The following is a 25,796-nucleotide window of genomic DNA, read 5'->3' as shown; positions in this document are numbered from 1 at the left end:
CCGGCCCGCCCGGCGGGCCGGTGGAGGCCGGGTCAGCCCGACAGGCCCCTGATGGCCGCGTAGACGTCCATCACCCCGAGCGCGAGCGGGATCAGGGCCAGGATCAGGCAGAACTCCACGATGTCCCCCGCGCGTCCCCAGAACGGGGACAGGCGCCGCCGGGGGAGGAACAGCGCCAGCCCGCCCGTCAGCGCCGCGGCGCACACCAGGCCGATCGTCACCGCGAAGGCCGAGTCCGGCACGGTGAACGCCACGCCGAGGATCAGGGCCAGCAGCCCGGCCAGCCCCGAGCCGAGCAGCCAGAGGCGCTGGCCGGTCCCCTGGAAGACGCGGGCGCGCATCAGCAGCGCGAGCGAGAGCGTGACCAGGGTCGCGGGGGCGGTCCACCCGCTCGCGGCGAGCAGGACCGGCAGCGTGCCCAGCGCCACCAGCGCGACGCCCGAGGTCAGGCCGGTCGCGAACCGCTCGGCCTCCGCCGCGCGCCGCCGGATGTCCGCGCCGTCGATGTCGTCGGTGTCGTCGCGCAGCTCCTCGGCGTTGGTGGGCAGCGCGGGCAGCGGGAGCCGGGCCAGCCGGAAGGACATCGTCGGGATGAGGGGAGCGCAGGCCAGGGTGATCGCGGCGGCCAGCGCGGCCACGCCGGGGGCGGGCACCCCTGTGAGCATGACGACCGCCGAGCAGATCGTCCCGATCACCGCGGCGAGCCCGACACCGAAGAAGTTGGGCAGCCCCTCGGCGACGATCCAGCCGGTCACGGTGGCGACCAGCGCGGTCACCGCGAACCCGGCCAGCAGGTTGGGTGCCCCGAACACGGCGGGACCGGCGGGGGGAGCGGGTACGCACGCTCCGGCCAGGAAGGCGTGGGGCAGCGCGGTGTAGCCGATGATCGCCCCGGCCCGGCCGTCGCCCACGGCCCTGGAGAGCGCGGCGCCCGCCACGACGGCGAAGATCGCGCACGCCCCGGCGAAGGCGACGACCGGCGCCCAGGGCGGCCCGCTCGCCACGAGCACCGCGAACGCGGCGATCATCGACAGCGCCGCGGCGCCCAGTCCCACGCCCCTGGTGTGCGCGGCCCCCCAGCGGCCGGTCCGCTCCTTGACGCCGGTCGCCACGGTGTCGGCGACGTCGTCGAAGATCGCCTCGGGCAGCTGGGACGAGCGGGGCAGCAGGTAGAGGACCTCGCCGTCCCTGATGCCCAGCTCGGACAGGCCCGCGCCCGGGGGCATGGGGGCCGCGCCGATCCGCTGGAGCCCCCAGCCGCCGGCCGGCGCGACCTCCTCGGCGCTCTCGCCGGTGGCGGCGAGCAGGTCGGGCAGCAGGTGGGAGAGGGGGAGGTCCGAGGGCACCGCCAGGTCGACCCGGCGGCGCGGGGTGACGACGGTGATGCGGCACAGGGGGATTGCGGTCACCTGGTTCACAGGGCGCATGGTAGTCACCTCCGCGATCACCCGGTATCGGCCGGGGGCATGCGATTCACGGTGTTCACCGCGTGATCACCGGCTCGTGCGGTACGGGGTCCGTTTCCGCGATCACCCGGTGTTCGTCTCGCGCTCACCGGCTCGTGCGGTACGGGGTCCGTTTCCGCGATCCGGTATCGGTCCCGACGCGTTCTCGAAGATTGCGTCGAACCCAGGGGGGCGGTTTCGCTACGGTAAGCCCGGACTGGGGAATATCTGGCTTAACTCACATCGGGGGCGAAGTGGGCATAGTGGTCGTCCGGCGTCCCGAGCGGCGTCCGCCTCCGGCGCCACCACGCGGGGAGATCCTCCTGGAGTCGCCGCCGGAGATCCCCGAGACCGTCTCGGCGGGGTTCACGCAGGTGCTCATGTACCTGCCGATGGTGGCCGGCGGCGCCGCGATGGGGCTGATGTTCGCCGGGGGCGGCGGCGGGAACCCGATCATGTACGTGGCCAGCGGCATGTTCGCGCTCTCCATGGTCGGCATGACCATCGGCCAGATGGGCCGGGCGGGCGGGGAGCGCAAGCAGCGGCTCAACGGCCTGCGCCGCGACTACTTCCGCTACCTGTCCCAGACCCGCGCCAAGGTCAGGCGCGCGGCGGGCAGGCAGCGCGAGGCGCTCAACTGGAACGGCCCCGACCCCGACGCCCTCTGGGCGATCGCGCTGAGCGCCCGCCTGTGGGAGCGGCGGCCCTCGGACGCCGACTTCGGCGCCGTCCGGGTGGGCACCGGCTCCCAGCGCCTGGCCGTCCAGCTCATCCCGCCGGAGTCCAAACCGGTCGAGGACCTGGACGCGATGTCCGCCGGGGCGCTGCGCCGTTTCGTCCGCAGCCACTCGACGGTGGCGGACCTGCCCATCGCCATCTCCCTGCACTCCTTCGCCAGGGTCAGGCCCACCGGCCCGGAGTCGGCCGTGCGCGACATGGTCAGGGCGCTCGTCGGCCAGCTGGCCGTCTTCCACTCGCCGGACGAGCTCAGGATCGCGGTGTGCGCGTCCAAGGAGTGGATGGCCCACTGGGAGTGGATCAAGTGGCTCCCGCACGCCCTGCACCCGCACGAGACCGACGCCGCGGGGCCCGTCCGCCTCATGACCGACGACCTGGGCGACCTCGACCGGCTGCTGGGCGCCGACTTCAAGAACCGGGCCCGGTTCAGGCCGGGCGTCTCCGCCGAGGCGCTCCCGTACCACATCGTGATCATCGACGGCGGGCACGTCCCGCAGGACTCCCCGCTGGGCGCGGACGCGATCGAGGGGGTCACCCTCATCGACCTCGACGGGACCACCACCCCCGCCGGTGAGAAGACGATGCTCAGGCTGCGCGTCACCGAGGAACTGTTCAGCCGGGTCACCACCGACCAGGCGGGCAAGGAGGTCGTGACGCCGCTGGGCAAGCCCGACCGGTTCTCGTACCTGCAGGCCGACGGGCTCGCCAGGCGGCTCGCCCCGCTGCGCGGCTCACCGGCCGGGGCGGGGGGCGGCGACGCGCTCGCGGCCGACACCACGCTGGCCGAGCTGCTGGGGCTCGGCGACGCCGCGGGGCTGGACCCGGCGCTGCTCTGGCGTCCCCGGGCGCCGCGCAACCGGCTGCGGGTGCCGATCGGCGTCGGCACCGACGGGCGCCCGGTCGAGCTGGACATCAAGGAGTCGGCGCAGGGCGGTATGGGCCCGCACGGCCTGGTCATCGGCGCCACCGGTTCCGGCAAGAGCGAGCTGCTGCGCACGCTGGTGCTCGGCCTGGCCGTCGCGCACTCGTCGGAGGTCCTGAACTTCGTGCTCGTCGACTTCAAGGGCGGCGCGACCTTCCTGGGCATGGACTCCCTGCCGCACGTCGCGGCCGTCATCACCAACCTCGCCGACGAGCTGCCGCTGGTCGACCGCATGCACGCCGCCCTGCACGGCGAGATGGTACGGCGCCAGGAACTGCTCCGCGCCGCCGGGAACTACGCCTCGCTGCGCGACTACGAGCAGGCCAGGGAGCAGGGGGCCGACCTGCGCCCGATGCCGACCCTGTTCGTGGTGCTGGACGAGTTCAGCGAGCTGCTGTCGGCCAAGCCCGAGTTCATCGAGCTCTTCGTGATGATCGGCCGTCTCGGCAGGTCCCTGGGCGTGCACCTGCTGCTGGCCTCCCAGCGGCTGGAGGAGGGCAGGCTGCGCGGCCTGGACACCCACCTGTCGTACCGGATCGGCCTGCGGACCTTCTCGGCGATGGAGAGCCGGGTGGTGCTCGGCGTGACCGACGCCTACGAGCTGCCCTCGGCACCGGGCAACGCCTACCTGAAGTTCGACACCACCGGGATGGTCCGCTTCAAGGCCGCGTACGTCTCCGGGCCCTACACCCCCGAGCGGCGGGTCGTGCGGCGCGAGCGCGCCGAGGGGCGGCAGATCGTCCCCTACGGTCCCGCCTACGTCGCGCCTCCCGTCCAGGCCGAGCCGGAGGAGGAGCCGGAGGTCGTCAGCGCGGGGCGCGACACGCTGCTCGACGTCGTGGTCCGCAGGCTGGGCGGGCAGGGCCCGCCCGCGCACCGGATCTGGCTGCCGCCCCTGGCCGAGCCGCCCTCACTGGACCGGCTCCTCCCGCCGCTGTCCGTCACCCCTCGGCACGGGCTGACGACCGCGCACTGGCAGGGGCGCGGGGGGCTGCACGCGCTGCTCGGCGTCGTCGACCGTCCCTTCGAGCAGCGGCGCGACCCGTACTGGCTCGACCTGTCGGGCTCGGCCGGGCACCTGGCCGTGGCCGGGGGCCCGCAGAGCGGCAAGAGCACCGTGCTGCGCACGCTGATCGCCGGTCTCGCCCTCACCCACACCCCGGCCGAGGCGCAGTTCTACTGCCTGGACTTCGGCGGCGGCGCCCTCGCCTCGCTGGAGGGCCTGCCGCACGTCGGCGGGGTGGCCAACCGGCTGGACGCCGACCGGGTCCGCCGTACCGTCGCCGAGGTCACCGCGCTGCTGGCGCGGCGGGAGCGCGAGTTCGCCGAGCTGGGCATCGACTCGATCACCACCTACCGGCGCCGGATCGCCGAGGGGACCGTCGATCCCGGCGGCTTCGGGGACGTCTTCCTCGTGGTCGACGGCTGGCTCACGGTCCGCCAGGAGTTCGAGTCGCTGGAGCCCACGATCACCGAGCTGGCCGCCCGCGGCCTCGGCTACGGCATCCACGTGGTCGCGGCGACCAACAAGTGGTCGGAGTTCCGGCCGTCCATCCGCGACCTGTTCGGCTCCCGCGTGGAGCTGAGGCTGGGCGACGCCTACGAGTCCGAGGTGAACCGCAGGACCGCCCTGGCGGTTCCCGAGGGCGTGCCGGGGCGCGGCCTGACCCGCGACGGCCTGCACTTCCTGAGCGCGCTGCCCCGCGTCGACGGCGGCGACCGGAGCGACGACCTGCCCGTCGCCACCCGGGCCATGGTCGAGTCCGTCGCCGCCGCCTGGCAGGGCCCGCCCGCCCCCAGGGTGCGGCTGCTGCCCGCCGTCCTGGCGCCGGAGAGCCTGCCCGGACCGGAGGAGACCGGAGCGCGCATCCCGCTGGGCATCGACGAGAGCATCCTCTCGCCGGTGCTCGCCGACTTCGACGCCGATCCCCACCTGGTCGTCTTCGGCGACAACGAGAGCGGCAAGTCCAACCTGCTGCGCCTGGTGGCCGAGGGGGTGGTGGCCCGTCACGAGCCCGCGCGGGCCCGCCTCGTCGTCATCGACTACCGCCGCTCGCTGCTGGACGCCGCCTACACCGAGCACCGCATCGGGTACGCGGCCTCCTCGACCGCCGCCACCGAGTTCATCGCCGAGATCAGGGAGTCGCTCATCCAGCGGCTCCCCCCGGCGAACCTCTCGCCCGAGGAACTGCGGTCGCGCGGCTGGTGGAAGGGGGCGGACATCTACATCGTGGTCGACGACTACGACGTGGTGGCCTCGGGAGCCAACCCGCTCGGGGCGCTGCTGGACCTGCTGCCCCAGGCCCGCGACATCGGCCTGCACCTGGTGCTGGCCCGTGCGATGGGCGGTGCGGGACGGGCGATGTTCGACCCGGTGCTCCAGCGACTCAAGGACATGGCGACCCCGGCCGTGATGATGTCGGGCCACAAGGACGAGGGAGTGGTGTTCGGGGTGCGCCCCCACGCGCTGCCGCCGGGACGTGCCTATCTCTCCGATCGGAGGAACGGCGTGCGCCTCATCCAGACCGCGTTCGTCTCCCAGCCCGACGCCGAGAAGTGAACAGGAATCGACTTAAAGGGTGTTTTTTAGTAACAAGAGATGACTAACATCACTCTCTAAACGTGTGTCACGTTCAGGGGGGCTGTCTTGTCATTTCCGCCGGAGCCGACGGACATCAGTCCGGCCGATCTGAAAAAGCGCAAGGAAAACTTCCACGCCGAGAGCGACGAGCTCGGCGCGGCCTTCACCAAGGCCATGGCCGATCTGGACGCCCTGGGGGCCTTCTGGGGCAACGACGAGGTCGGGCAGAAGTTCGCGGGCGCCGCGGGAGGCACGGGCTACCTCGCCGCACGGGACGAGGCCAGGAGTCACGTCGGGGGCATCAGGGACGGCTACCGCAAGATCGGCGACAACCTGGGCCTGGTCGGCGACAACGTCACCGGGGCCAACTGGGCCACGGTCGAGGGGATGGTCAAAGCGGTCGTCGGCCCCGAGATCACCGTCACCAACAAGGCCGAGCTCAGATGAGCCGTCTGGGAGCGGCGATCACGAAAAACCCGTTCATGGGCGCGATGGGGATCGGCTCCCTCGGCAGCGCCGCGTTCGTCACGTCCATGCTCGGCGTGAGCTGGCCGGAGGGCGACCCGGACAAGCTGCGCGCGGCGGCGGACATCTGGGACGGCCTGGCCGACACCGTCGAACGCACCGGCAACGACGCGAACGGTGTCGCCGAGCAGGTCTGGAAGAACAACGGCGGCGCGGCCGTGGGAGAGTTCAGGACGCTGTGGACGGGGACGTTCCGGCCCTACCCCGGTGAGGTCGCCAAATTCTGCCGGGCGATCGCCCAGGCCTGCCGTGACTACGCCCACGCCGTGGAGGTCACCCGGTACGTGCTGATCGTGCTCGCGATCCAGGCCTGGGCGAACATGGTCTTCACGGTGGCCTGGGGCTGGGGCACCGCGTACGTCGGGGCGGCCGTGCAGAAGCAGATCATGGACAGGTTCTTCAAGGGCCGCGCGATCCTGCAGATGAAGCTCTTCAAGATCAGTGTCGAGAAGATCATCTACAACTCGTTCTACTACCTCGGCGACAGCCTGGGCTACGCGGGTGGCCAGCAGGCGATCCAGTGGTTCATCTTCGATCGTGCCGGGGTCGAGAAGGACCTCACCGGTAACGACGTCACCGGCGCGGGCGAGAACTTCAAGCAGTTCGCCCGGGGCTTCGCCAGCAACATAGCCTTCAACGGCGCCTACGACCTGACCAAGATCAACTCTGTGAGCAAGTCTTTGGACGATCTCCGCGTGGGCTTCAACGGCGCCTTGGACCCGACCAGGATCAACTCTGTGAGCAAGCCTTTGGACGATCTCCGCGCTTTGCTCCAGATACCGGCCCCGAACCAGGCGGTGAGCAACCTGCTTTCCCGGCTGGTCGGCTCGACGATGTACACCGTGGCGGACAACACGCTGCAGGGGGATCCCGGGCTCCCCAGCATGGAGCAGATGCTCGCCAAGATCCTCGTGCACGGCTCCCGCACGCTCAAGCCGCCTACCTGAGCGGGGCGGCCGCTCGCACGGGCCGCCTGAGCGGGTCGCGCTTGAACGGGCCGTTCGAACGGGTCGCCTGAGCCGGGGCCGTCGTTTCCGGCGCTTTCCGACGTCCGGCCCCCGACGGCCCTTCCCGCCGTGCGACCCCGACGGCGCTTCTGAACTCCGATCCCCAACGTCCGGCCCCGGGCCTTCGCCCGGGGCCGGACCCCGTACTCGGGTCAATCCCCGAAGGTGTCCTCCAGGAGCGAGTTCAGCAGCGTGCCGGCCTGCTCGGCCGCGTCCTTGACGGCCTCGTCCGAGGCCGCCAGGATCGCCTCCGCGAGGGCCTCGGAGCCCAGGCGCAGGGCGCGCGGGTCGATGCGGAGGGCCGCCAGCGAGCCGCCGGCCAGCACCTCCACCGACACGTGACCGCCGGCCGCCTCACCGCGTCCCCTGGCCTCGGCCAGGTTCTGGCCGACCTCCTCCATCCGGGTCGTCTGCTCCCCGATCATCGCGAGAAGCCGGTCCGCCTCCGGATCACCGGTCGGTGAGTACGGTTCGCGGGACACGCCCGGCACGCTCTCTCGCTCACCACGCATTACTTGCAGCTCCCCCAATCGAGAGCGGTGGAACCGGCGGAGCCACCGCCGCTGAAGCGCACGCACTTGCCCTGCGCGGGAAGGACGACCGGGCCCGCGTAGTACTCGTGGTTGAGGCGGGCGCTCTTGGTCGGGCCGCCCTGGACCTCAAGGGTGGCCCAGACCGGGGACGCGACTCCCACGTTCTCGCTCTTCAGGGCGACCACGCAGGTGTTCTTCGTGACGCTGTTGAAGAGCTGGTAGACGGTCCCGCCCTTGAACGGGGCCTGCCGCTGCACCGAGTAGTTCAGCCCGCAGACCTTCTCCGCGGTGTGGGGGTTGGCGCGCTGCGCCGGCGGCGGGGAGAACGACGGCCTCGGGGTCGCCGAGATGGAGAACGACGGCCTCGGGGTCGCCGGGACGGAGAACGACGGCCTCGGGGCCGCCGGCGTGGACGGCCGGAACGTCGGCTTGACCGTCGACGTGGGCTTGGCCGTCGACGTGGGCTTGGCCGTCTGCGTGGGCCTGGCGGGCTGCGTGGGCTTGGCGGACGGCTTGGCCGGGACGGGCGTCGGGGTCGGGGTCGGAGTGGGAGTCGGAGTGGGGGTGGGGGTGGGGGTGGGGGTCAGGCCGGGGGTTCCCTGGGGCAGCGTCGGCGTCGGGGTCGGCGTCGGGGTGCCCGGCGGGGCCGGGGTGGGGGTGGGGCTCGGGGCCGGGGTCGGCGTCCCGGTCGGGGGCGCCTCCGGCTCGACGGTCAGCGACGGCGACGGGGTCGGGGTCGGCTGGACCGCCGTGGTGGACGACGCGGCGGCGGAGGGCACCCCGGTCGTGGGAGTCGGGGCCACGGGCGCGGTCGGGACCGTGGTGAGCGGCGCCGTCGGCACCGGCACCGGCGGATAGGTGTACGCGCTGATGGTCGGGACCTGGGGCAGGACGGTGGGGGAGTCGCTGGGCAGCTGCAGCGGCCCCACCTCCGGGACCTGGGGATCGGGAGTCGTCCCCCAGGGCACGGTCACCTTGCCCGCGGGGTCGTCCCCGGTGTTCTGCACCGGGTCCTGCCCCTGCGGCTCGTCCCGTGACTGGTCGGCCAGCCCGAGCGACACCTCGGGGACCGCGCCGTCGGCGGAGGCCCGCTCCAGCTCGCTCAGGGCGGTGTACCGTCCGGCGGCCCACAGCCCCAGCCCGGAGAGCAGGACGATCACGCCGACGCAGGCGGCCAGCGCCATCGAGAAGTTGCCCGTCCTGGGACGGCTCCCGGAGGCCTTCGCCGGCTCCGGGGCCGGGGCACCGGGAACGGGGGACGCGCCCTGGGGAAGCTGCGGAGCTCCCCAGACGGACGTCGCGGGCTCCGCCTGCCGAGGTACGGCCGCGCCGGGGGCGTTCCCGCCCGCCGGGACGTCGTTCCCGCCGATGGCCCCCGTACCGATACTCGTCCCGCCACCCGGGACCCCGCCACCCGGGACCCCGCCACCCGGGACCCCGCCACCCGGGATTCCGGCACCCGAGACGGTGCCGGAGACAAGGCCGGGAAGGGAGGGGAGCGCGGGGTCGGCGGCGGCACCGGGGAGGGGGACCGGCGCGTCCGGAGCCTCGGGCTCACCGAGCAGGCGCAGCATGGCGGCCCTGGTGTCCGGGCGCTCCTGCGGTCGCTTGTCCAGGCAGGAGGCGAGGACGGGCCGCAGCTCCGCGGGCAGGCCGGTCAGGTCCGCGGGACCCTCCAGGACCTTCTCCGGCCGCCCGCCGAAGGGCGGTCGCCCGGTCGCGGCGTAGACGACCGTGGCCGCCCAGGCGAAGAGGTCCGCGGGCCTGCTCGCCTCCGGCGCCGAGGCGACGGGGCCTGAGGGGCCCGAGGAGTCCGAGGGGCCTGAGGAGGCGACTTCTTCGCGGATGTGCTCGGGAGCGCGGTAGTCCGGCTCCCGCTCGCCCGTGGCGGGGTCGAGCCCGATGTCGAAGACGCGGGGCCCGTCCGGGCCGAGCAGCACGGTGTCGGGGGTGAGCGACCCGTGGGCGAGGCCGGACAGGTGGAGGGCGGTCAGCGCGGTGAGCGTGCCGACGGCGAACCGCTCCAGCGCGTCACCGGTGAGCGGCCCGTCCTCGGCCACGGCCTGCCGCAGCGTGGGTCCCTCGATGTGCTCGCGGACCACGTACGGGCGGTCGTCGAACCAGCCGACCTCCAGCAGCCTGGCGGTGTGCGCCCCGGACGCGCGCTTGGCGGCGTGCAGCTCGTTCGTGATCCGCTCCCGCACCCGGGGGTCGGGGGCCTCCGGCTCGGCGGCCAGGAGGCGGATGACACGGATGGTGTCGTCGTCGGGAAGATGTCCCAAGTAGACGGCGCGTTCTGGATCCGGGTCGAGCCGGCCGACCAGGATGTGCACACCGATACGCTTGGGATCTTCAGGCAGTAATGGGTGCAAATACCCCATTGCGTTCCTTCCAGCACAGCTGTCAATAAAGCCGCTTTAAGCTAATCGGGCACCATCCAACCAAATTTGGCGCACTAGAACGGGTTTTTAATACGTTTGTCATGTTTGGTTCTCGATGGAGCCGGGCCGCCAGCCCCTCCGGCGTCCCATCGGGACGGCGATGCCCGCCACGGTGACCAGGACGCCCACGGCGAGTGCCCCCAGCGCGACCCAGAGCGAGATCGAGATGGCCCGGGAATCCTCGGGGGGCGCCGGGCGCACCGCGTTGCCCGGCAGCGGGGCCGGCTGGCGGGGCGCGAGCGCCACCTGCTCGGACGGCAGGATCGCCGAGACCGCCAGCAGCGGGTTGACCATCCCCGCCCCGGTGCCCGCCCCCGCGCCGCCGTCGGCGGTCAGCTCGACGCGCCGCCGTACCCGCACGTTGTCCAGCCCCGGGTGGCGGGCGCGGACCAGCGCGACCACCCCGGCCACGTACGGGGCCGCGAAGCTGGTGCCCTCCAGGTCCTCCCGGTAGGCCCGCCCGGCCCAGGTGCTCGTGACGTTCTTGCCGGGGGCGAGGACGGAGACCGGGGTGATGGCGTTGGACGAGTCGGCCCTCACCCCGTCGGGACCGGCGGCCCCGACCGACAGGACCCCCTCGTAGGCGGCCGGGTAGGCGGGCCCCGGGCTGCCGTCCTCCTTCTGCACGTTGCCGGCCGCGGCCACCACGACGGCGTCCATGGCGAGGGCGTAGGTGACCGCGTTGCGCAGGTCGGCGTGGTCGCGGGCCTCGACCGACACGTTGATCACGTCGGCGCCCATCTCGGCGGCCCGCACGATGGCCAGGGCGAGCCGGCCCACGTCGCCGGTGCCGTCCTCGGTCTGCTTGATGGAGATCAGCTTCGCCTGCGGCGCGACCCCGGTGAAGGGCACCCCCTTCATCTCGGCCGCCGCGATGATGCCCGCCACCGCCGTACCGTGGCCGAGGCAGTCGCGCGCGCCGGCGCCGGTCAGGTCGATCGGCCGGGTCCTTCTCAGCTGGGGGTGCCTGGCGTCCACCCCGCTGTCGACGACCGCGACGGTCACCCCGGCCCCCTTGGTCAGCTCCCACACCTCGGGGAGGCTGAGCCGCCGCTGGGCCCAGGACTCCCCGATGCTGGTCGTACCGCGCTCGGGATTGCACCTGACCGGCGCGGCGCCCGCCCCCGAGCCCCCTGTCCCCGAGGCCCCCGCCCCCGCCAGGGCCGCCCCCGCCCCCACCCCGGCCACGGCCGGTGGCGCCGCGAGCGCCGACAGCACCAGCACCGTGACGAGCATCCGACCGATCACGAAGCGCCCCCAGAACGACCCAGAACAACCGGCTCCCGGGCGAAACGGCCCCCATGCCGAGACGCCTCCGGGGCGACGAGGCCCCAGAAACGGGTGAATACCGGGCAGCACCCTACTCAGCTTGATCGCGTGCCGTCACGACGCGGCGGGATTCTCCCGGCCGGAGGCGCGATCCGGCGGTCATAAGCTGGGCTGGGCGGACGAGCCGGGCGGACACCGGTGGATTCCGTTCACGTCCCGACGCGAGACAACGAGCCCGCGAGACCAGGAGCAGTCTTTGAGCCAGTACCCATGGGGCGAGGCGACCGCGACCGGCATCGGGTCGCATCCGGGGGAGGACCACGCGGAGGCGGTCAGGGTCGCCTTCGGCGAGTCGCCCGCGCTGCCGTACCTGCCCGAGCTGCCCGCTCGCGGCGTCGGCGCCGACATGATCGGGCGCACCGCGTCGCTCCTGCTTGAGATGCCCGTCGAGGTGCAGCCGTCGGGCTGGCGGTTCGCCGACAGGCCGGGCCGCGACTCCAAGCGCGCCCGCGACCATCTCGTACGCGACCTCGACGGCCTGGAGGAGGTGGCCCAGGACTACGAGGGCCCCTTCAAGATCCAGGTGTGCGGGCCGTGGACGCTGGCGGCGGCGATCGAGCTCCGGCACGGCGACAAGACGCTCGCCGACCCGGGGGCGGTGCGCGACCTGGTGGACTCCCTGACCGAGGGGCTCGCGGCGCACGTCGCCGACGTGCGCCGCAGGGTGCCGGGCGCCTCGCGGATCGTGGTCCAGATCGACGAGCCGGGGCTGCCCGGCGTCCTGATGGGCACCGTGCCGACCGCCTCGGGCTTCGGGCGGCTCGCCGCCGTCGACCGCCAGATCGTCGCCGACCGGCTCGGGGCGGTGCTCCCCGCCGACACGTTCACGGTCGTGCACTGCTGCGCCCCCGGCGTGCCCTTCGGAGTGCTGCGCACGGCGGGCGCGGGGGGCGTCTCGCTGGACGCCCACCTCATGAGGAGGCGCGACGAGGACGCGATCGGCGAGACCGTCGAGGCCGGGACCGCCCTGTTCCTCGGTGTCGTACCGGGCGTGGACGCGAAACTCCCGGACGTCGACGTGATCGCCAAGCCCGCCGTCGAGCTCTGGCGACGCCTCGGCTTCCCCTCCTCGACCCTGGCCTCGCAGGTCGTGCTCACCCCCGCCTGCGGCCTGGCCGGTGCCTCGCCCGCCTACGCCAGGGCGGCCCTGGCCGCCTGCCGCAAGGCCACCCGGGTGCTGCAGGACGAGCCCGGCGAGTGATCCCGCACGGCTCCCGCGCGCTGCCCGGACCGCACCGGGCAGGTGTCGTACGGGAGCGGCGTGGGCTTGTCCAACTCGGGGCAATGGCACGATCGCGTTGTCGGTGCCCGAAGATATGTTCGTCCCGGGCGACGACGAGGGGAGAAGCGGGCGATGGGCGCTGAGGTCGAGGGTGTGCCGGTGGCGGCGCTGGAGCGGCACGCGGAGCTGACCGAGCTGGTCGAGCAGGCCAACTGGCGTTACCACGTGCTCGACGCGCCCACCGTGAGCGACGCCCAGTACGACGGGTGGATGCGCGAGCTGCGCGAGCTGGAGGAGGAGCACCCGACGCTCCGCACGCCCGACTCGCCCACCCAGAAGATCGGCGCGCCGATCTCCAGCGACTTCACCCCGGTCAAGCACCTGCAGCGGATGGAGAGCCTCGACAACGCCTTCAACGCCGACGACCTCGCCTCCTGGCAGGCGCGGGCCGAGCGGCTGGCCGAGAGAGACCCCGCCCCCTACCTGTGCGAGCTGAAGATCGACGGCCTGGCGATCGCGCTGCTCTACGAGAAGGGCCGCCTGACCAGGGGCGCGACCAGGGGCGACGGCCGCGTCGGCGACGACGTGACGGCCAACGTCCGCACGATCGCCAACATCCCGCAGCGCCTGACCGGCGACGACGTGCCCGACGTGGTGGAGGTCAGGGGCGAGGTCTACATTCCCGTCGAGGAGTTCGGGAAGCTCAACGAGCAGCTGGTCGAGGCGGGCAAGGCGCCGTTCGCCAACCCGCGCAACTCCGCCGCCGGTTCCCTGCGGCAGAAGGACCCGCGCGTCACCGCGCAGCGGCCGCTCTACATGATCGTTCACGGCGTCGGCAGGTGGGAGGGCGCCACCGCGCCCCGCACCCAGTCGGAGGTCTACGAGCGGCTGAAGGGGTTCGGTCTGCCGATCAGCGATCTCTACAAGATCGTCGACGACCTCGACGGCATCAACGCCTTCATCGAGTTCTACCGCGAGCACCGCCACGACCCGGCCTACGAGATCGACGGCGTCGTGGTCAAGGTCGACCGCATCGAGCTGCAGAACAACCTGGGCTCCACCAGCCGGGCCCCGCGCTGGGCGATCGCCTACAAATACCCGCCGGAGGAGGTCAACACCAAGCTCCACGACATCCAGGTCGCGGTGGGCCGCACCGGCAGGGTCACGCCGTACGGCGTGATGGAGCCGATCGTCGTGGCCGGTTCCACGGTCGAGCGGGCCACGCTGCACAACGCCTCCGAGGTGGCGCGCAAGGGCGTGCTGATCGGCGACACCGTGGTGCTGCGCAAGGCGGGCGACGTCATCCCCGAGATCGTCGGCCCGGTCGCCGACCTGCGCGACGGCACAGAGCGTGAGTTCGTGATGCCGGATCGCTGCCCGGAGTGCGACACCGGGCTGGCGTACGAGAAGGAGGGCGACGCCGACCTGCGCTGCCCCAACACCCGGGCGTGCCCCGCCCAGCTTCGCGAGCGCGTCTTCTTCGCGGCCGGGCGCAGGGCGTTCGACATCGAGGGGCTGGGCTACGTGGCGGCCACCGCGCTGACCCAGCCGCTGCCCCCGCAGGAGCCGCCGCTCCGCACCGAGGCGGACCTGTTCGACCTCACGATGGAGCAGCTGCTGCCGATCAGGTCGGTGGTTCGCGACCCCGACACCGGCCTGCCCAAGACCGATCCGGAGAGCGGCGAGCCGAAGGTCGTCACCTTCTTCGCCAACCAGAGCGGCGAGCCGAGCAAGAACGCCGAGAAGATGCTGGAGCAGCTGGAGAAGGCCAAGGACCAGCCGGTCTGGCGGGTGCTCGTCGCGCTCTCCATCCGGCACGTCGGCCCCCCGACGGCCCAGGCGATCGCCGACGAGTTCCGCTCGATCCCCGCGATCATGGAGGCCTCCGAGGAGGAGCTCGCCGCCGTCGAGGGCGTCGGCCCGCGCGTGGCCGCGGCGATCCACGACTGGTTCACCGTCGACTGGCACCGGGAGATCGTCGACCGGTGGGCGGCCGCCGGGGTCCGGATGGTCGACGACCCCCCGGCCGAGCAGCTCCCGCAGACCCTGGCGGGCCTGACCTTCGTGGTGACCGGAACGCTCGCCGGCCTCACCCGCGACGAGGCGGGCGAGGCCCTGGCCGGCCGGGGCGGCAAGGTCTCGGCGTCGGTGTCGAAGAAGACCTCCTTCGTGGTGGTGGGGGAGAACGCCGGCTCCAAGTTCGACAAGGCGGTCAAGCTCGGCGTGCCGATCCTCGACGAGGACGGCCTGCGGGTTCTGCTGGCCGAGGGGCCCGAGGCGGCCTCGGAGATGACGGTCAGACCCGAGGAGTAGGGGCCGTCCTGCCGGTGCCTCGAAGCGCTGTGTCTTGAAAACGTGCGAATTGACCGTGACGGAACGTGCGCAATCGGTTTCGCGAAGTGGCCCGCAGGCCGTACTCTCCCATAATGAACTAATGGGGGTTTTGTTACTCATGGCCGACCCAACCGACACCCGCGACACCGGACCGCGACCGGGAACGCCCCTGTGGGCCTACCTCGCCGCCGTCATCACGATCGGGTTCACCGCCCTCGTCGTGTCCCTGCTGCGCATAGACGTGGCCGAGGCGGCGGAGCTCGTCCGCAGCCCGCTGTTCTGGATGCTCGCGGCCCTGGTCGTGCTGGGCGAGCTGCGACCGGTGGTCCTGTCGTCGTCGATGACGGTGGGTGGCACCTACCCGTCGACCATGTTCACCTTCGCCGCGCTGCTCCACTACGGCCTGCCGGTCGCCGTGCTGCTGCAGGCGGTGGCCATGGTCGTCAACGGGGCCGTCACGCGCAAGGCGTACCACCGGGTCATGTTCAACATCGCGCAGGTGACGCTGGCCTGCGGCGCGGCCGGGCTGGTGCTCGGGCTGTTCGGCGACCGGTCCCTCGCGGTAACCTCCTGGGTGCCCGACGGCTCCGACCTGCTGGCGATCGGGCTGGCCGGGCTCGCCTATTTCGTGGTCCGGGCCCTGCTGGTCTCCGGCGCGGTGGCGCTGCACGAGCGCAGGTCGATCCGCCGGGTGATCAGGACCACGATCGGCCACCAGAGCCTCGTCTACGCCGGGCTGCTCGGCCTGGCCCCGCTCGTCGTGGTGGTGATGAACCACTCCCCGGCCCTGGTGCCGCTGTTCCTGGCGCCGATCGTGGCGGTCTACTTCACCGCCACCATGTCGGTCCGCCGCGACCACCAGGCGACGCACGACGTGCTGACCGGGCTGCCCAACCGCAAGATGCTCGTGCTCAGCACCGAGGAGGCGCTCGCCGAGGCGCGCGACGGCGAGCGGGTCGGCCTGTTCCTGCTCGATCTCGACCGGTTCAAGGAGATCAACGACACCCTCGGGCACCCGGTCGGCGACCGGCTCCTGCAACTGGTCGCCCACCGCCTCACCCACAGCGTCCGTCCCGGCGACGTGGTGGCCAGGCTCGGCGGCGACGAGTTCGCCGTCCTGCTGCCCTCGGTCAGGGACGCCGCGGCGGCCAGGGAGGTGGCCGCGCGGCTGCGGGTGGCGATCACCGAGCCGGTCCGGCTGGAGGGCATGAGCTTCGACCTGGACGCCTCGTTCGGCATCGCGATCTACCCCGACCACGCGCCCGACTTCGAGATGCTCCTGCAGCGCTCCGACGTGGCGATGTACCTGGCGAAGGAGGGCAGGACCGGGGTCGAGATCTACTCCCCCGACAAGGACCGCAACAGTCCCGAGCGGCTCAACCTCCTCGGAGACCTGCGCAGGGCCATCGACCGCTCCGAGCTGCGGCTGCACTACCAGCCCAAGCTCGACCTGGCCGGAGGGCAGGTGCGGGGGGTGGAGGCGCTGCTGCGCTGGCGCCACCCGGAGCGGGGGCTCATCCCTCCCGACGAGTTCGTGCCGATGGCCGAGCAGTCGTACCTGATGCGGCACCTCACGGGGTACGTCATCGACGCCGCGCTGGAGCAGGCCGCCCACTGGTGGCACACCGGCCTGCACGAGCAGATCTCCGTCAACGTCTCGGCCCGCGACCTCCTCGACTGCGCCCTCTCCGACCAGCTGGGCGAGGGGCTGGCACGCTACCGGCTGCCGCCCAAGGCGATCCAGCTGGAGGTCACCGAGCGCATCCTGATGACCGACCAGGCCTACACCGACGGGGCCGTCCGGGCCCTGACCGCGCTGGGGGTGCCGCTCGCGCTGGACGACTTCGGCACCGGCTACTCCTCGCTGGTCCGCCTGCAGCGCCTGCCGGTCGCCGAGGTCAAGATCGACTCCTCCTTCGTCCGCCGCATCGGCGAGTCCAAGGACGACGAGCGGATCGTCCGCTCCATCGTCGACCTGGTCCGCTCCCTCGGCCTGCGCTCGGTCGCCGAGGGCGTCGAGTCGGCGGAGGTGGCCGAACGCCTGGCCGACATGGGCTGCGACCTGGGCCAGGGCTGGTTGTTCGCCGAACCCATGTCCGCCGCCGACGCGACCATATGGTTGCGCAAACATCGAGCCCTCGCCACGCACGACCTCGGCTTCCTGCGCCGCACCGAGATCCTCGACCCCCAGAGGGCCTAGTCAGGCCTCGGTGATCTCGTCCGGAGCTAGTTCCACGCCCGGATGAGATCGTCGGGGCCGTACGCGGCGGTGAGGCCGGAGCAGGAGACCCCGCCGCGCGAGACCGCGACGAGCGGGATCAGCTCGTCCGTCAGGGCCGCCCGATGCCTGGCCAGCGCGGCGAGGTCGCGGTCGTCGAACGGGGCGCTCTCCAGCCACTTGATCGACCCCAGGAAGCGCAGCCGCCGGGCGATCGGCCCTCGGTCCGCGCCCACGATGTCGATCTCCACGTCGTTGCTCCTGGTCCAGTAGGAGCCGATCGCGGGTGCCTCCGGCAGCCTGTCGTCGGGGAGCAGGCGGGCCAGTGACTCGCGGATGAGGGGTTCCACGGCCCGGCCCCGCCAGCTGCTCCACTGCGCGGCGACCCGCCGCATGGTCAGGTCACCCCTGCGGCGCTCGATCTCGGGCATGTGCGGCCGGAGGAAGTGGAGCCAGAAGCGCAGGTAGGCGTCGGTCACGCGGTACCGGCGTTCCTTGGAGGGGCGGGTGGACAGCGGCAGCTCGCCGGTCACGATCCCCTTGGAGGCCAGGAGCTCGGCAGCCCTGGACAGGGTGCTGTGCGAGATCCCGCCCGCGCTCCTGGCGATGTTGGTGAAGGTGCGCTCGCCGCTTCCGATGGCCCGCAGCACCTCGCTCGCCTGCGCGGCGGAGGGGAACTCGGCCGCCAGGGAGCGTTCGGCGGACACCAGGAGGGCCGAGACCGGGTTCGTCAGGGCGGCGTGCAGGTACTCCCAGAGCGACGCGCCGCGGGGCCACTCCCCGCAGACGAGCGGGAGGCCGCCGGTGACGAGGGCCGCGTCGAACGCGTCGGCGGCCGTGAGACGGAGCATCCGCTGGATCTCACGGGGGTTGAGCGGCCCGACGATCATCTCGGTGCCGCGCTGGTGGAAGGGCCGCTCGTAGCTGTTGAGCGCCTCCATCATGGACAGGTCGGACCCGATGAGGATCAGCAGGACGGGCTTGCGGCTGAGGAACCGGTCCCAGGCGCGCTGGAGCAGCCCCTCGAAGGCGTCGACGCGGTCCATCAGATACGGGACCTCGTCGATCACGACGATGGACGGGCTGTCATCGGGAAGCGCGTCCGCCAGCAGTTGCAGCGCTCCGTTCCAGGTTCCGGGTGCGGCCTCGGCGAACGCGTCCCGGCCCGGCAGGTCCGACATCTCGACGTCCGCCGTGAACTGGAGAAGCTCACTCCGGGCGTCCGCCCGCGCCGAGGTGTAGAAGAGCGACGGCAGGCCACTGCGGCCGATGAACTCCTCGGCCAGGGCCGACTTGCCGATCCGCCTGCGTCCCCGGATCAGCACGCACTGCCCGGGACGCCCGGTCGTCGCCTCCGCCCGGACGCGGTCGAGCAGGGAACCGAGAGCCGCCAGCTCCTGCTTCCTGCCGATGAACTCACCCATGCGCCTCCGATACTTCCACTGGAGATACTATCGCTGGAGATACTATCGCCAGCGATAGTATCTCCAGCGAACATAGGAGCGTACTTCTAAGAAGTACGCTCCTATGTGCTCCGGCCGCTGGGAGTAAGAGATCTTCGCTTGGTTGCGAGGGTGTTAATGAGTCGGGACCCTCAGGTCGCGAGCCATAGGATGACAGTGTCCAATTGCCATTCCACGAAACGGGTTCAACGACTCATGTCCGCCATAACCCGCGACGAGGTCGCTCACCTCGCCCGGCTGTCCCGGCTGGCGCTGGCCGACGAGGAGCTCGACCACTTCGCCGCCCAGCTCGATGTGATCATCGGTGCGGTCGCCCGCGTCGCCGAGGTGGCGGCCGACGACATCCCGCCGTCCTCGCACGCGCTCCCGCTCACCAACGTCTACCGCCCCGACGAGGTACGACCCAGTCTGACCCCGGAGGAGGCGCTGTCCGGCGCCCCCGCGGTCGAGGACGGCCGCTTCCGCGTCCCGCGCATCCTCGGGGAGGAAGCATGAGCCTCATCCGCAAGTCCGCCGCCGACCTGGGCGCGCTGATCGCGAGCGGAGAGGTCTCCGCCGTCGAGGTCGCCCAGGCCCATCTCGACCGGATGGCCGCCGTCGAGCCGAAGGTCAACGCCTTCCTGCACGTCGACGCCGAGACGACCCTGGAGCAGGCGCGCTCCGTCGACGCCCGCAGGGCCGCCGGCGAGGAGCTCGGCCCGCTGGCCGGGGTGCCGATCGCGCACAAGGACGTCTTCACCACCCGGGACATGCCGACCACGGCCGGGTCGAGGATCCTCGAGGGCTGGCGGCCGCCGTACGACGCGACCGTGACCCGCCGCCTGCGCGAGTCCGGGCTGGTGATCCTCGGCAAGACCAACCTCGACGAGTTCGCGATGGGCTCCTCCACCGAGAACTCGGCGTACGGCGTCACCCACAACCCGTGGGACCTGACCCGCATCCCCGGCGGTTCCTCCGGCGGTTCCTCCGCCGCGGTCGCCGCGTACGAGGCCCCGCTGTCCACCGGCACCGACACCGGCGGCTCGATCCGTCAGCCCGCCGCGGTCACCGGCATCGTGGGCATGAAGCCGACCTACGGCGGCTCGTCCCGCTACGGCCTGATCGCCTTCGCCAGCTCGCTCGACACCCCCGGGCCCTTCGCCCGCAACGTGCTCGACGCGGCGCTGCTGCACGAGGCGTTCTCCGGGCACGACGTCATGGACTCCACCTCCGTCGACGCCCCGGTGCCCTCGGTCGTCGAGGCGGCCCGCAACGGCGACGTGGCGGGGCTGCGCATCGGCGTGGTCAAGGAGTTCGGCGGCGACGGCTACCAGGCGGGCGTGCTCGCGCGCTTCAACGAGACCGTGGAGCTGCTGGAGTCGCTGGGCGCGAAGGTCTTCGAGGTCTCCTGCCCGTCGTTCACCACCGCCCTCCCCGCGTACTACCTCATCGCCCCCTCGGAGTGCTCCTCCAACCTGGCCCGCTTCGACGCCATGCGCTACGGCCTGCGCGTCGGCGACGACGGCACCCGCAGCGCCGAGGAGGTCATGGCGCTCACCCGGGCCCAGGGCTTCGGCCCCGAGGTCAAGCGCCGCATCATCCTGGGCACGTACGCGCTGTCCAGCGGTTACTACGACGCCTACTACGGGCAGGCGCAGAAGGTCCGCACGCTCATCGCGCGCGACTTCGAGGCCGCCTTCCAGCAGGTGGACGTGCTCATCTCGCCGACGACGCCCACCACGGCGTTCCCGATCGGCGAGCGCGCCGACGACCCGATGGCGATGTACCTGGCCGACCTGTGCACCATCCCGAGCAACCTGGCGGGCAACGCGGCCATCTCCGTGCCGTGCGGCCTGGCCGACGAGGACGGCCTGCCGGTCGGCCTGCAGATCATGGCCCCGGTGCTCGGCGACGACCGCTGCTACCGGGTCGGCGCGGCGGTCGAGAGGGCCCTCGAAGGCCGGTGGGGCGGCGGCCTGCTGTCCAGAGCCCCGGAGCTGTAGGGCTTTTCCGGGATTTCGGGACGGGGACGAGGGGGCGACAGGTGACAGGGAGAACGGCGGCATGATCACTCGTATCGAGATCGACGGGTTCAAGTCCTTCTTGAGCTTCGATCTCGATGTGCCGCCCTTCCTCGCGCTGGTCGGCCCCAACGCGAGCGGCAAGTCGAACCTCTTCGACGCCGTGGGCTTCGTGGCGGCCGAGATCGAGGGTTCCGGCGGGCTGCTCGGGGCGACCCGCGGGCTGCCGGGCGAGCAGTTCCACCGGGTCGCCCACGGCTCGGCGGTGCCCGGGTTCGTCGTCTCGGTGGAGGCGCTGGTCACCCCGGAGCCAGGCTCCGTGGTGCCGATCAGGTTCGACGTGGGCGCGGAGATGGTGCTGAAGATCCCCAGGTCCAGCGGGGCCGTCGTCAGCCACGCGGTCCAGCGCATCCCCGAGGAGCTGCTGGAGCTCATGGTCGAGGACCCCGACCCGGAGGGCACGCCGCGCCGTACGGTCCAGTCCTGGCGCCGCTACTCGCCGTCACCCGCGGCGATGCGCCGCCGCTGCCCCTCGGCCGACCGGGGGCCGCTCGCGGCCGACGGCTCGAACCTGGCCGCGGTGCTCGGGCGGATGGCGGGTACGGAGGCGCTGGCCGACCTCGCCGCCGACCTCGCCGGGGTGGTCCCCGACGTCGTCGGGCTGGTGCCGCGCGCCGAGCGCGGGGAGTGCACCTTCGACCTGCTCGTCGACGGCCAGGGGGTGGTCCCGGCGGCGCTGCTGTCCGACGGCACCCTGCGGATCGTCGGCCTGCTCGCCGCCCTGCACGATCCCGACCATCCGGGCACGCTGCTGGTGGAGGAGATCGAGAGCGGCGTCCATCCGGCCCGGCTCGGCGAGCTGCTCCGGCGGGTGCGCCGCCGGATCACCGCGCCGGGGGGTGCCGAGCCACCGCGGCAGCTCATCCTCACCAGCCAGTCCCCGATCGTCGTCGCGGAGGTCTACCGGACCGAGCCGGACGCGCTGACCTTCCTCGACACCGCGGTCCGCGTCGACCCCGACAACGACCGGGTGTCGCGGGTGACCGTGGCCAAGCCGATCCAGCCGGACGGCGAGCCGGGCACGTTCGTCTCGCCCCGGCAGGTCCGCAAGTACCTGGGCGCGGCGGCATGAGCAGCCGGCCGCTGGTCCCTGGGCTCATCGCGGAGGGGGAGACCGACGAGGGCTTCCTCGGCATCGTGATCTCCAGGCAGCTGCGCGAGCTCACCTGGATGTCGCCGTACGCCGTCGACGTCGAGGCGACGGAGGTTGTCTCCTGCGACCGGGAGCACCTGGTCACCGCGCTGGAGGAGCTCGCGGCCGACTGCCACCTGCTCTTCACGCACGACGACGAGCGCGAGCGCCGCCGCAGGGACGGCGTCCGCTACCACTCGCACTACCTGGTGCCGGTGATCGGGCTGGGGGAGACGGAGGGCTGGCTGCTCGCCGACCCCGCCGCGTGGGCGAAACTGGAGGGCAGCGACCTCAGCAGGCTGCCGGCGCGGCCCCGCGACGTCGAGAGGATCTCCGACCCCGCCGGGGTGCTGGCCACGACCGTCCCCCGGCGCGGCAAGCCGGCCCGTGACTACTTCGAGTACATAGGACGCAACATCGACCTCGCCGTTCTGGCCCAGGTGCCCGCCTACGCGAACTGGGTGGCCGAGACGAGGAACGCGTTGAAGGGACTTGGTTATCTGTGAAGTTCTATGAAGCAGGGAATGGTGAGCGACGATGAGCGCTGAGACGTTGATGCCCTACGACGAGGCGCTGGAGCGCTTCGAGCCGGTGCTGGGCCTGGAGACGCACGTCGAGCTGGGCACGGCGTCGAAGATGTTCTGCGGCTGCCCGACCACGTTCGGCGCCCCGCCGAACACGCACGTCTGCCCGGTCTGCCTGGCGCTGCCCGGCTCGCTGCCGACGGCGAACGCCGCCGCGATCGAGGCGACCATCCGCATCGGCCTGGCGCTCAACTGCTCCATCGCCGAGTGGTGCCGCTTCGCCCGGAAGAACTACTTCTATCCGGACATGCCGAAGAACTACCAGATCAGCCAGTACGACGAGCCGCTCTGCTTCGACGGCTACCTCGACGTCGAGGTCGACGGCAAGACCGTCAGGATCGAGATCGAGCGCGTCCACCTGGAGGAGGACACCGGCAAGTCCACCCACGTCGGTGGCGCAACCGGCCGCATCCACGGTGCCGACTACTCGATCGTCGACTACAACCGGGCGGGCATCCCGCTGGTGGAGATCGTCACCAAGCCGATCCCGGGGACCGACAGGCTCGCCCCCGAGGTCGCCCGCGCGTACGGCATCGAGCTGCGCGAGCTGGTGCGCGGCCTCGGCGTCTCCGACGTGCGCATGGAGGAGGGCTCCATGCGCTTCGACGTGAACGTCTCCCTCATGCCGCGCGGCTCCTCGGAGTGGGGCACCCGCACCGAGACCAAGAACGTCAACTCGCTGCGCAGCGTCGAGCGTTCCGTGCGGGGTGAGATCGAGCGCCAGGCCGCGATCCTGGCCGACGGCGGCCGGATCATCCAGGAGACCCGCCACTTCCACGAGAACACCGGCACCACCACCTCGGGACGGTCCAAGGAGGAGGCGCAGGACTACCGCTACTTCCCCGAGCCCGACCTGGTGCCGATCGCCCCCGACCCGGCGTGGGTCGCCGAGCTCAAGGCCACCCTGCCCGAGCTGCCGGGCGCGCGGCGCAAGCGGCTCCAGCAGGAGTGGGGCGTGTCCGACCTGGACATGGCGGCGATGCACAACGCCGACGCCATCTCCCTGGTCGAGGCGACGGTCGCCGCGGGCGCCCCGCCGGCCGACGCCCGCAAGTGGTGGATGGGCGAGCTGGCCCGCCGCGCCAACGAGGCCGGGCTCCCGCTGAGCGCGCTGAGCATCACCCCCGACCAGATCGCCAGGGTGTGCGCGATGGTCGCCGGGGGAGCGCTGAACGACAAGCTGGCCCGCCAGGTGCTGGAGGGCGTGCTGAACGGCGAGGGCTCTCCCGACGAGGTGGTGGCCGCCCGCGGCCTGCAGATCGTCAACGACGAGGGCGAGCTGATGGAGATCATCGACCAGGTCCTGGCGAGCAACGCCGACGCGGCCGACAAGGTCCGCAACGGCAAGGTCGCCGCCGTCGGCGCCCTGGTCGGCGGCGTCATGAAGGCCAGCCGGGGCAAGGCCGACGCGGGCCGCGCCCGCGAGCTCATCCTGGAGCGCCTCGGCGTCTCCGGGTAGTTCACCGGCCGGACGATGTGAACGGTGCCCCCGCCCCTCCGGGCGGGGGCACCGCCGCGACCGGTGCTCGACGACGCCAGACCCGGAGCGCCGTCCGGCCGCGTACGACCCGCGAGCGGCCCCTGGCCGTCCGCACCACCGCTCGCGGGAGTTCATGTACGACGACACGTGGAGAAGTCCGTGCCGTCGCGGTTGTTCAGGGAGCGGTGAAGGTGTGCCGGGTACGGACCTGCCGCTCGTGCTCGTCGAGCTGACGGCACAGGCCGCTCGGGGCAGGGGCGTGCAGGGTACGGGTGCAGACGCAGCCCGGCACCGGACACGGGCCGGTGGCGTACCAGATGTCGCCTGCCCGCCAGATCCTCCAGGGCGGGAACGCGTGGCCGATGGCCATGACGAGCGCGTCGGCCTGATCCTTGGTCAGCAGGAGAGGCGGACTCTCGACGCGCGGCGCGTGTGGTGATTCCGTGTTCCGGTGCATGTACGAAGCGTCACCGTCGCGAGGGGTGGTGAAGTATCACGGGTTGTGAAACCCGTACGGGCTACGGCAGGCCGAGCCAGCTCGCGAAGCCACTGAGGTCCCGGGGACGCCGCCGTTCCAGGTCGACGAGCATCCGGACGGTTTCACGGACCATCGGATGGTTGCGCGTCTGCTGGGGGGCGACACGGCGGGCGGCGAGCAGCATCTCCAGGGACTTCTGGCGATCACCGTGGTAGAGCCAGCCGCGCGCCAGATCGATGTAGTGATGGCCGAGACGGACCGGCGCGATCGTCGAGGGGAACGTGGCGTGCCGGGCGCGACGAACCGCCTCGCCGCCGTCGTACATCTCCACGGCGACCGCGACCTCATGCATCCTCACGTTGGAGGGCCCGAATTCGAGGCCATAGTGGTTCGCGTCCCCGCCCAGCACGCGGGCGGCCTCGCGTGCGTGCTCGATGTGGTCGAACGCGGTCTGCCGGTCCGCCGCACGAGCGGCGAAGATCGCGGAGCGGAGGTGAGCCGCGCCGTACACGCTCAGTTCGGCGGGAGCCAGGTGGCCAAGATCCTCACCGATGTCCCGTCGAACCCGATCCAGAAGCATCAGGCCCTTGTCGTAGGTGGCCGTCGCCAGGAACAGGGTCGAACGCTGCCACTGCGTGCGGGCGACGCGCAGCGGATCCTGGGACGCCTGGGCCGCCCACGCCACCCGATCCATGGCGGAGCTTCGCAGGTCGAAGTACCCCAGGGTGTAGGCGATCGCCGTCACCCCGGTGTACGCCTCGGACAGCAGCCCGAAGAGTTCTTCGCTCCGTGCGCCCTCGCTGACGTGCGCGGCTCTCGTCAGCTCCTCCAGGAGTCCCGGAAGCATCTCTCCCAGCTGGGCGTACCGAGCCTGCCTGCCCAGAGTGGACGCGCGGCGCACGTCCGCCCGGAGCCTCTCCATCGACGGCGGCGAGATGTCCTCGTCGGGCAGATCCCAGGTGAGGAGTGCGCGCCGGAGCTCGGGGACGCGCTGGTGAATCCGGTTCTCGCGCGCCTCGGGATCAAGATAGGGCTGGCCCGTCAGCTCGCCGAGCCCGATCCGCAGGGTTCGGGCCACGGCGGTGACGAGGGCCTGAGTGGCCGGTTTGTGCCCCCGTTCGACCTGGGCGATCAGGCTCTTGGAGCAGGGCACGCGATCGGCGAGCTGCTGCTGCGTCAGGCCGCGAAGCTTGCGGGCCTGGGCGATCCGCCGCCCGATTCGCTCTTCGGCGGGGGTATTCGCACCGTCATCACGCATGAGCAGGCCCCGCACGTTTCCGTAATGGTCTCGACGACCTCAGGCT

The 25,796-nt window shown here is 72.0% G+C and carries 18 protein-coding genes; 11 read left to right on the top strand and 7 right to left on the bottom strand.

All coding sequences use genetic code 11. From position 1 onward, the window contains the following. Positions 1 to 32: 32 nt before the first annotated feature. Complete coding sequence (gene eccD / locus ACFYWM_RS16355) at positions 33 to 1,427, bottom strand: type VII secretion integral membrane protein EccD (RefSeq protein ID WP_389914954.1); 1,395 nt, start codon at positions 1,425 to 1,427, stop codon at positions 33 to 35. A gap of 272 nt (positions 1,428 to 1,699) precedes the next feature. Between eccD and eccCa the strand changes: the two genes are divergently transcribed. The 3 genes from eccCa to ACFYWM_RS16340 all read left to right on the top strand — a co-directional run bounded on the left by eccCa (position 1,700) and on the right by ACFYWM_RS16340 (position 7,158). Further along, positions 1,700 to 5,665, top strand: a complete 3,966-nt coding sequence (gene eccCa, locus ACFYWM_RS16350; RefSeq protein WP_389914951.1) for a type VII secretion protein EccCa — start codon at positions 1,700 to 1,702, stop codon at positions 5,663 to 5,665. An 87-nt stretch (positions 5,666 to 5,752) separates the two neighbouring features. Continuing rightward, positions 5,753 to 6,133: a hypothetical protein gene (locus tag ACFYWM_RS16345; protein WP_389914948.1), complete on the top strand. Its 381-nt coding sequence runs from the start codon at positions 5,753 to 5,755 to the stop codon at positions 6,131 to 6,133. Beyond that, the gene (locus ACFYWM_RS16340; RefSeq protein WP_389914946.1) at positions 6,130 to 7,158 is read left to right on the top strand and encodes a hypothetical protein; all 1,029 of its coding nucleotides are present in this window, start codon (positions 6,130 to 6,132) and stop codon (positions 7,156 to 7,158) included. Before ACFYWM_RS16345 ends, ACFYWM_RS16340 begins: the two co-directional genes overlap by 4 nt. 212 nt (positions 7,159 to 7,370) lie before the next feature. Here ACFYWM_RS16340 and ACFYWM_RS16335 read toward each other — a convergent pair whose 3' ends face one another. From ACFYWM_RS16335 to ACFYWM_RS16325, 3 genes are all read right to left on the bottom strand, one after another. After that, entirely contained in the window at positions 7,371 to 7,730 is a 360-nt protein-coding gene (locus ACFYWM_RS16335; RefSeq protein ID WP_389914943.1) for a YbaB/EbfC family nucleoid-associated protein, read from the bottom strand. After that, positions 7,730 to 10,084, bottom strand: a complete 2,355-nt coding sequence (locus tag ACFYWM_RS16330; RefSeq protein WP_389914940.1) for a serine/threonine protein kinase — start codon at positions 10,082 to 10,084, stop codon at positions 7,730 to 7,732. Before ACFYWM_RS16330 ends, ACFYWM_RS16335 begins: the two co-directional genes overlap by 1 nt. A 147-nt stretch (positions 10,085 to 10,231) precedes the next feature. Continuing rightward, positions 10,232 to 11,440, bottom strand: coding sequence for a S8 family serine peptidase (locus ACFYWM_RS16325; protein ID WP_389914937.1), 1,209 nt, complete (start codon positions 11,438 to 11,440; stop codon positions 10,232 to 10,234). 277 nt (positions 11,441 to 11,717) lie between these two features. Between ACFYWM_RS16325 and ACFYWM_RS16320 the strand changes: the two genes are divergently transcribed. From ACFYWM_RS16320 to ACFYWM_RS16310, 3 genes are all read left to right on the top strand, one after another. Beyond that, on the top strand, positions 11,718 to 12,722 hold the full coding sequence (locus ACFYWM_RS16320; protein ID WP_389914934.1) for a methionine synthase: 1,005 nt from the start codon (positions 11,718 to 11,720) through the stop codon (positions 12,720 to 12,722). A 153-nt stretch (positions 12,723 to 12,875) separates the two neighbouring features. Continuing rightward, on the top strand, positions 12,876 to 15,056 hold the full coding sequence (gene ligA, locus ACFYWM_RS16315) for an NAD-dependent DNA ligase LigA (RefSeq protein WP_389914931.1): 2,181 nt from the start codon (positions 12,876 to 12,878) through the stop codon (positions 15,054 to 15,056). 139 nt (positions 15,057 to 15,195) lie between these two features. Beyond that, the gene (locus ACFYWM_RS16310) at positions 15,196 to 17,277 is read left to right on the top strand and encodes a putative bifunctional diguanylate cyclase/phosphodiesterase (RefSeq protein WP_389915211.1); all 2,082 of its coding nucleotides are present in this window, start codon (positions 15,196 to 15,198) and stop codon (positions 17,275 to 17,277) included. Positions 17,278 to 17,303: 26 nt separating this feature from the next. Here ACFYWM_RS16310 and ACFYWM_RS16305 read toward each other — a convergent pair whose 3' ends face one another. Next, positions 17,304 to 18,719 (bottom strand): ATP-binding protein, encoded by a 1,416-nt coding sequence (locus tag ACFYWM_RS16305; RefSeq protein ID WP_389914928.1) that lies wholly within the window; start codon positions 18,717 to 18,719, stop codon positions 17,304 to 17,306. A gap of 234 nt (positions 18,720 to 18,953) precedes the next feature. On the opposite strand from ACFYWM_RS16305, the gene gatC reads away from it, so the two are divergent. The 5 genes from gatC (at position 18,954) to gatB (ending at position 23,993) form a co-directional block, all read left to right on the top strand. Next, positions 18,954 to 19,253: an Asp-tRNA(Asn)/Glu-tRNA(Gln) amidotransferase subunit GatC gene (gene gatC / locus ACFYWM_RS16300; protein WP_329085297.1), complete on the top strand. Its 300-nt coding sequence runs from the start codon at positions 18,954 to 18,956 to the stop codon at positions 19,251 to 19,253. Continuing rightward, a complete protein-coding gene (gatA, locus tag ACFYWM_RS16295; protein WP_389914925.1) occupies positions 19,250 to 20,740 on the top strand; it encodes an Asp-tRNA(Asn)/Glu-tRNA(Gln) amidotransferase subunit GatA in 1,491 nt (496 codons plus the stop codon). The genes gatC and gatA overlap by 4 nt, the downstream gene beginning before the upstream one ends. Positions 20,741 to 20,801: 61 nt before the next feature. Beyond that, a complete protein-coding gene (locus ACFYWM_RS16290) occupies positions 20,802 to 21,890 on the top strand; it encodes an AAA family ATPase (protein WP_389914922.1) in 1,089 nt (362 codons plus the stop codon). Continuing rightward, the gene (locus tag ACFYWM_RS16285; RefSeq protein ID WP_389914920.1) at positions 21,887 to 22,456 is read left to right on the top strand and encodes a hypothetical protein; all 570 of its coding nucleotides are present in this window, start codon (positions 21,887 to 21,889) and stop codon (positions 22,454 to 22,456) included. Before ACFYWM_RS16290 ends, ACFYWM_RS16285 begins: the two co-directional genes overlap by 4 nt. A 31-nt stretch (positions 22,457 to 22,487) precedes the next feature. Beyond that, on the top strand, positions 22,488 to 23,993 hold the full coding sequence (gatB, locus tag ACFYWM_RS16280) for an Asp-tRNA(Asn)/Glu-tRNA(Gln) amidotransferase subunit GatB (RefSeq protein ID WP_389914918.1): 1,506 nt from the start codon (positions 22,488 to 22,490) through the stop codon (positions 23,991 to 23,993). A 196-nt stretch (positions 23,994 to 24,189) separates the two neighbouring features. Here the strand turns inward: gatB and ACFYWM_RS16275 are convergent, their stop codons facing one another. Further along, on the bottom strand, positions 24,190 to 24,471 hold the full coding sequence (locus ACFYWM_RS16275) for a hypothetical protein (RefSeq protein WP_389914915.1): 282 nt from the start codon (positions 24,469 to 24,471) through the stop codon (positions 24,190 to 24,192). Positions 24,472 to 24,532: 61 nt separating this feature from the next. Continuing rightward, positions 24,533 to 25,750, bottom strand: coding sequence for a helix-turn-helix domain-containing protein (locus tag ACFYWM_RS16270; protein WP_389914913.1), 1,218 nt, complete (start codon positions 25,748 to 25,750; stop codon positions 24,533 to 24,535). Positions 25,751 to 25,796: the final 46 nt, after the last annotated feature.

Source organism: Streptosporangium sp. NPDC002721 (assembly GCF_042888905.1).
Classification (GTDB): Bacteria; Actinomycetota; Actinomycetes; order Streptosporangiales; family Streptosporangiaceae; genus Streptosporangium.
Note: the sequence above shows the minus strand (reverse complement) of the source record. Positions and strands in the feature narration are given on the sequence as shown.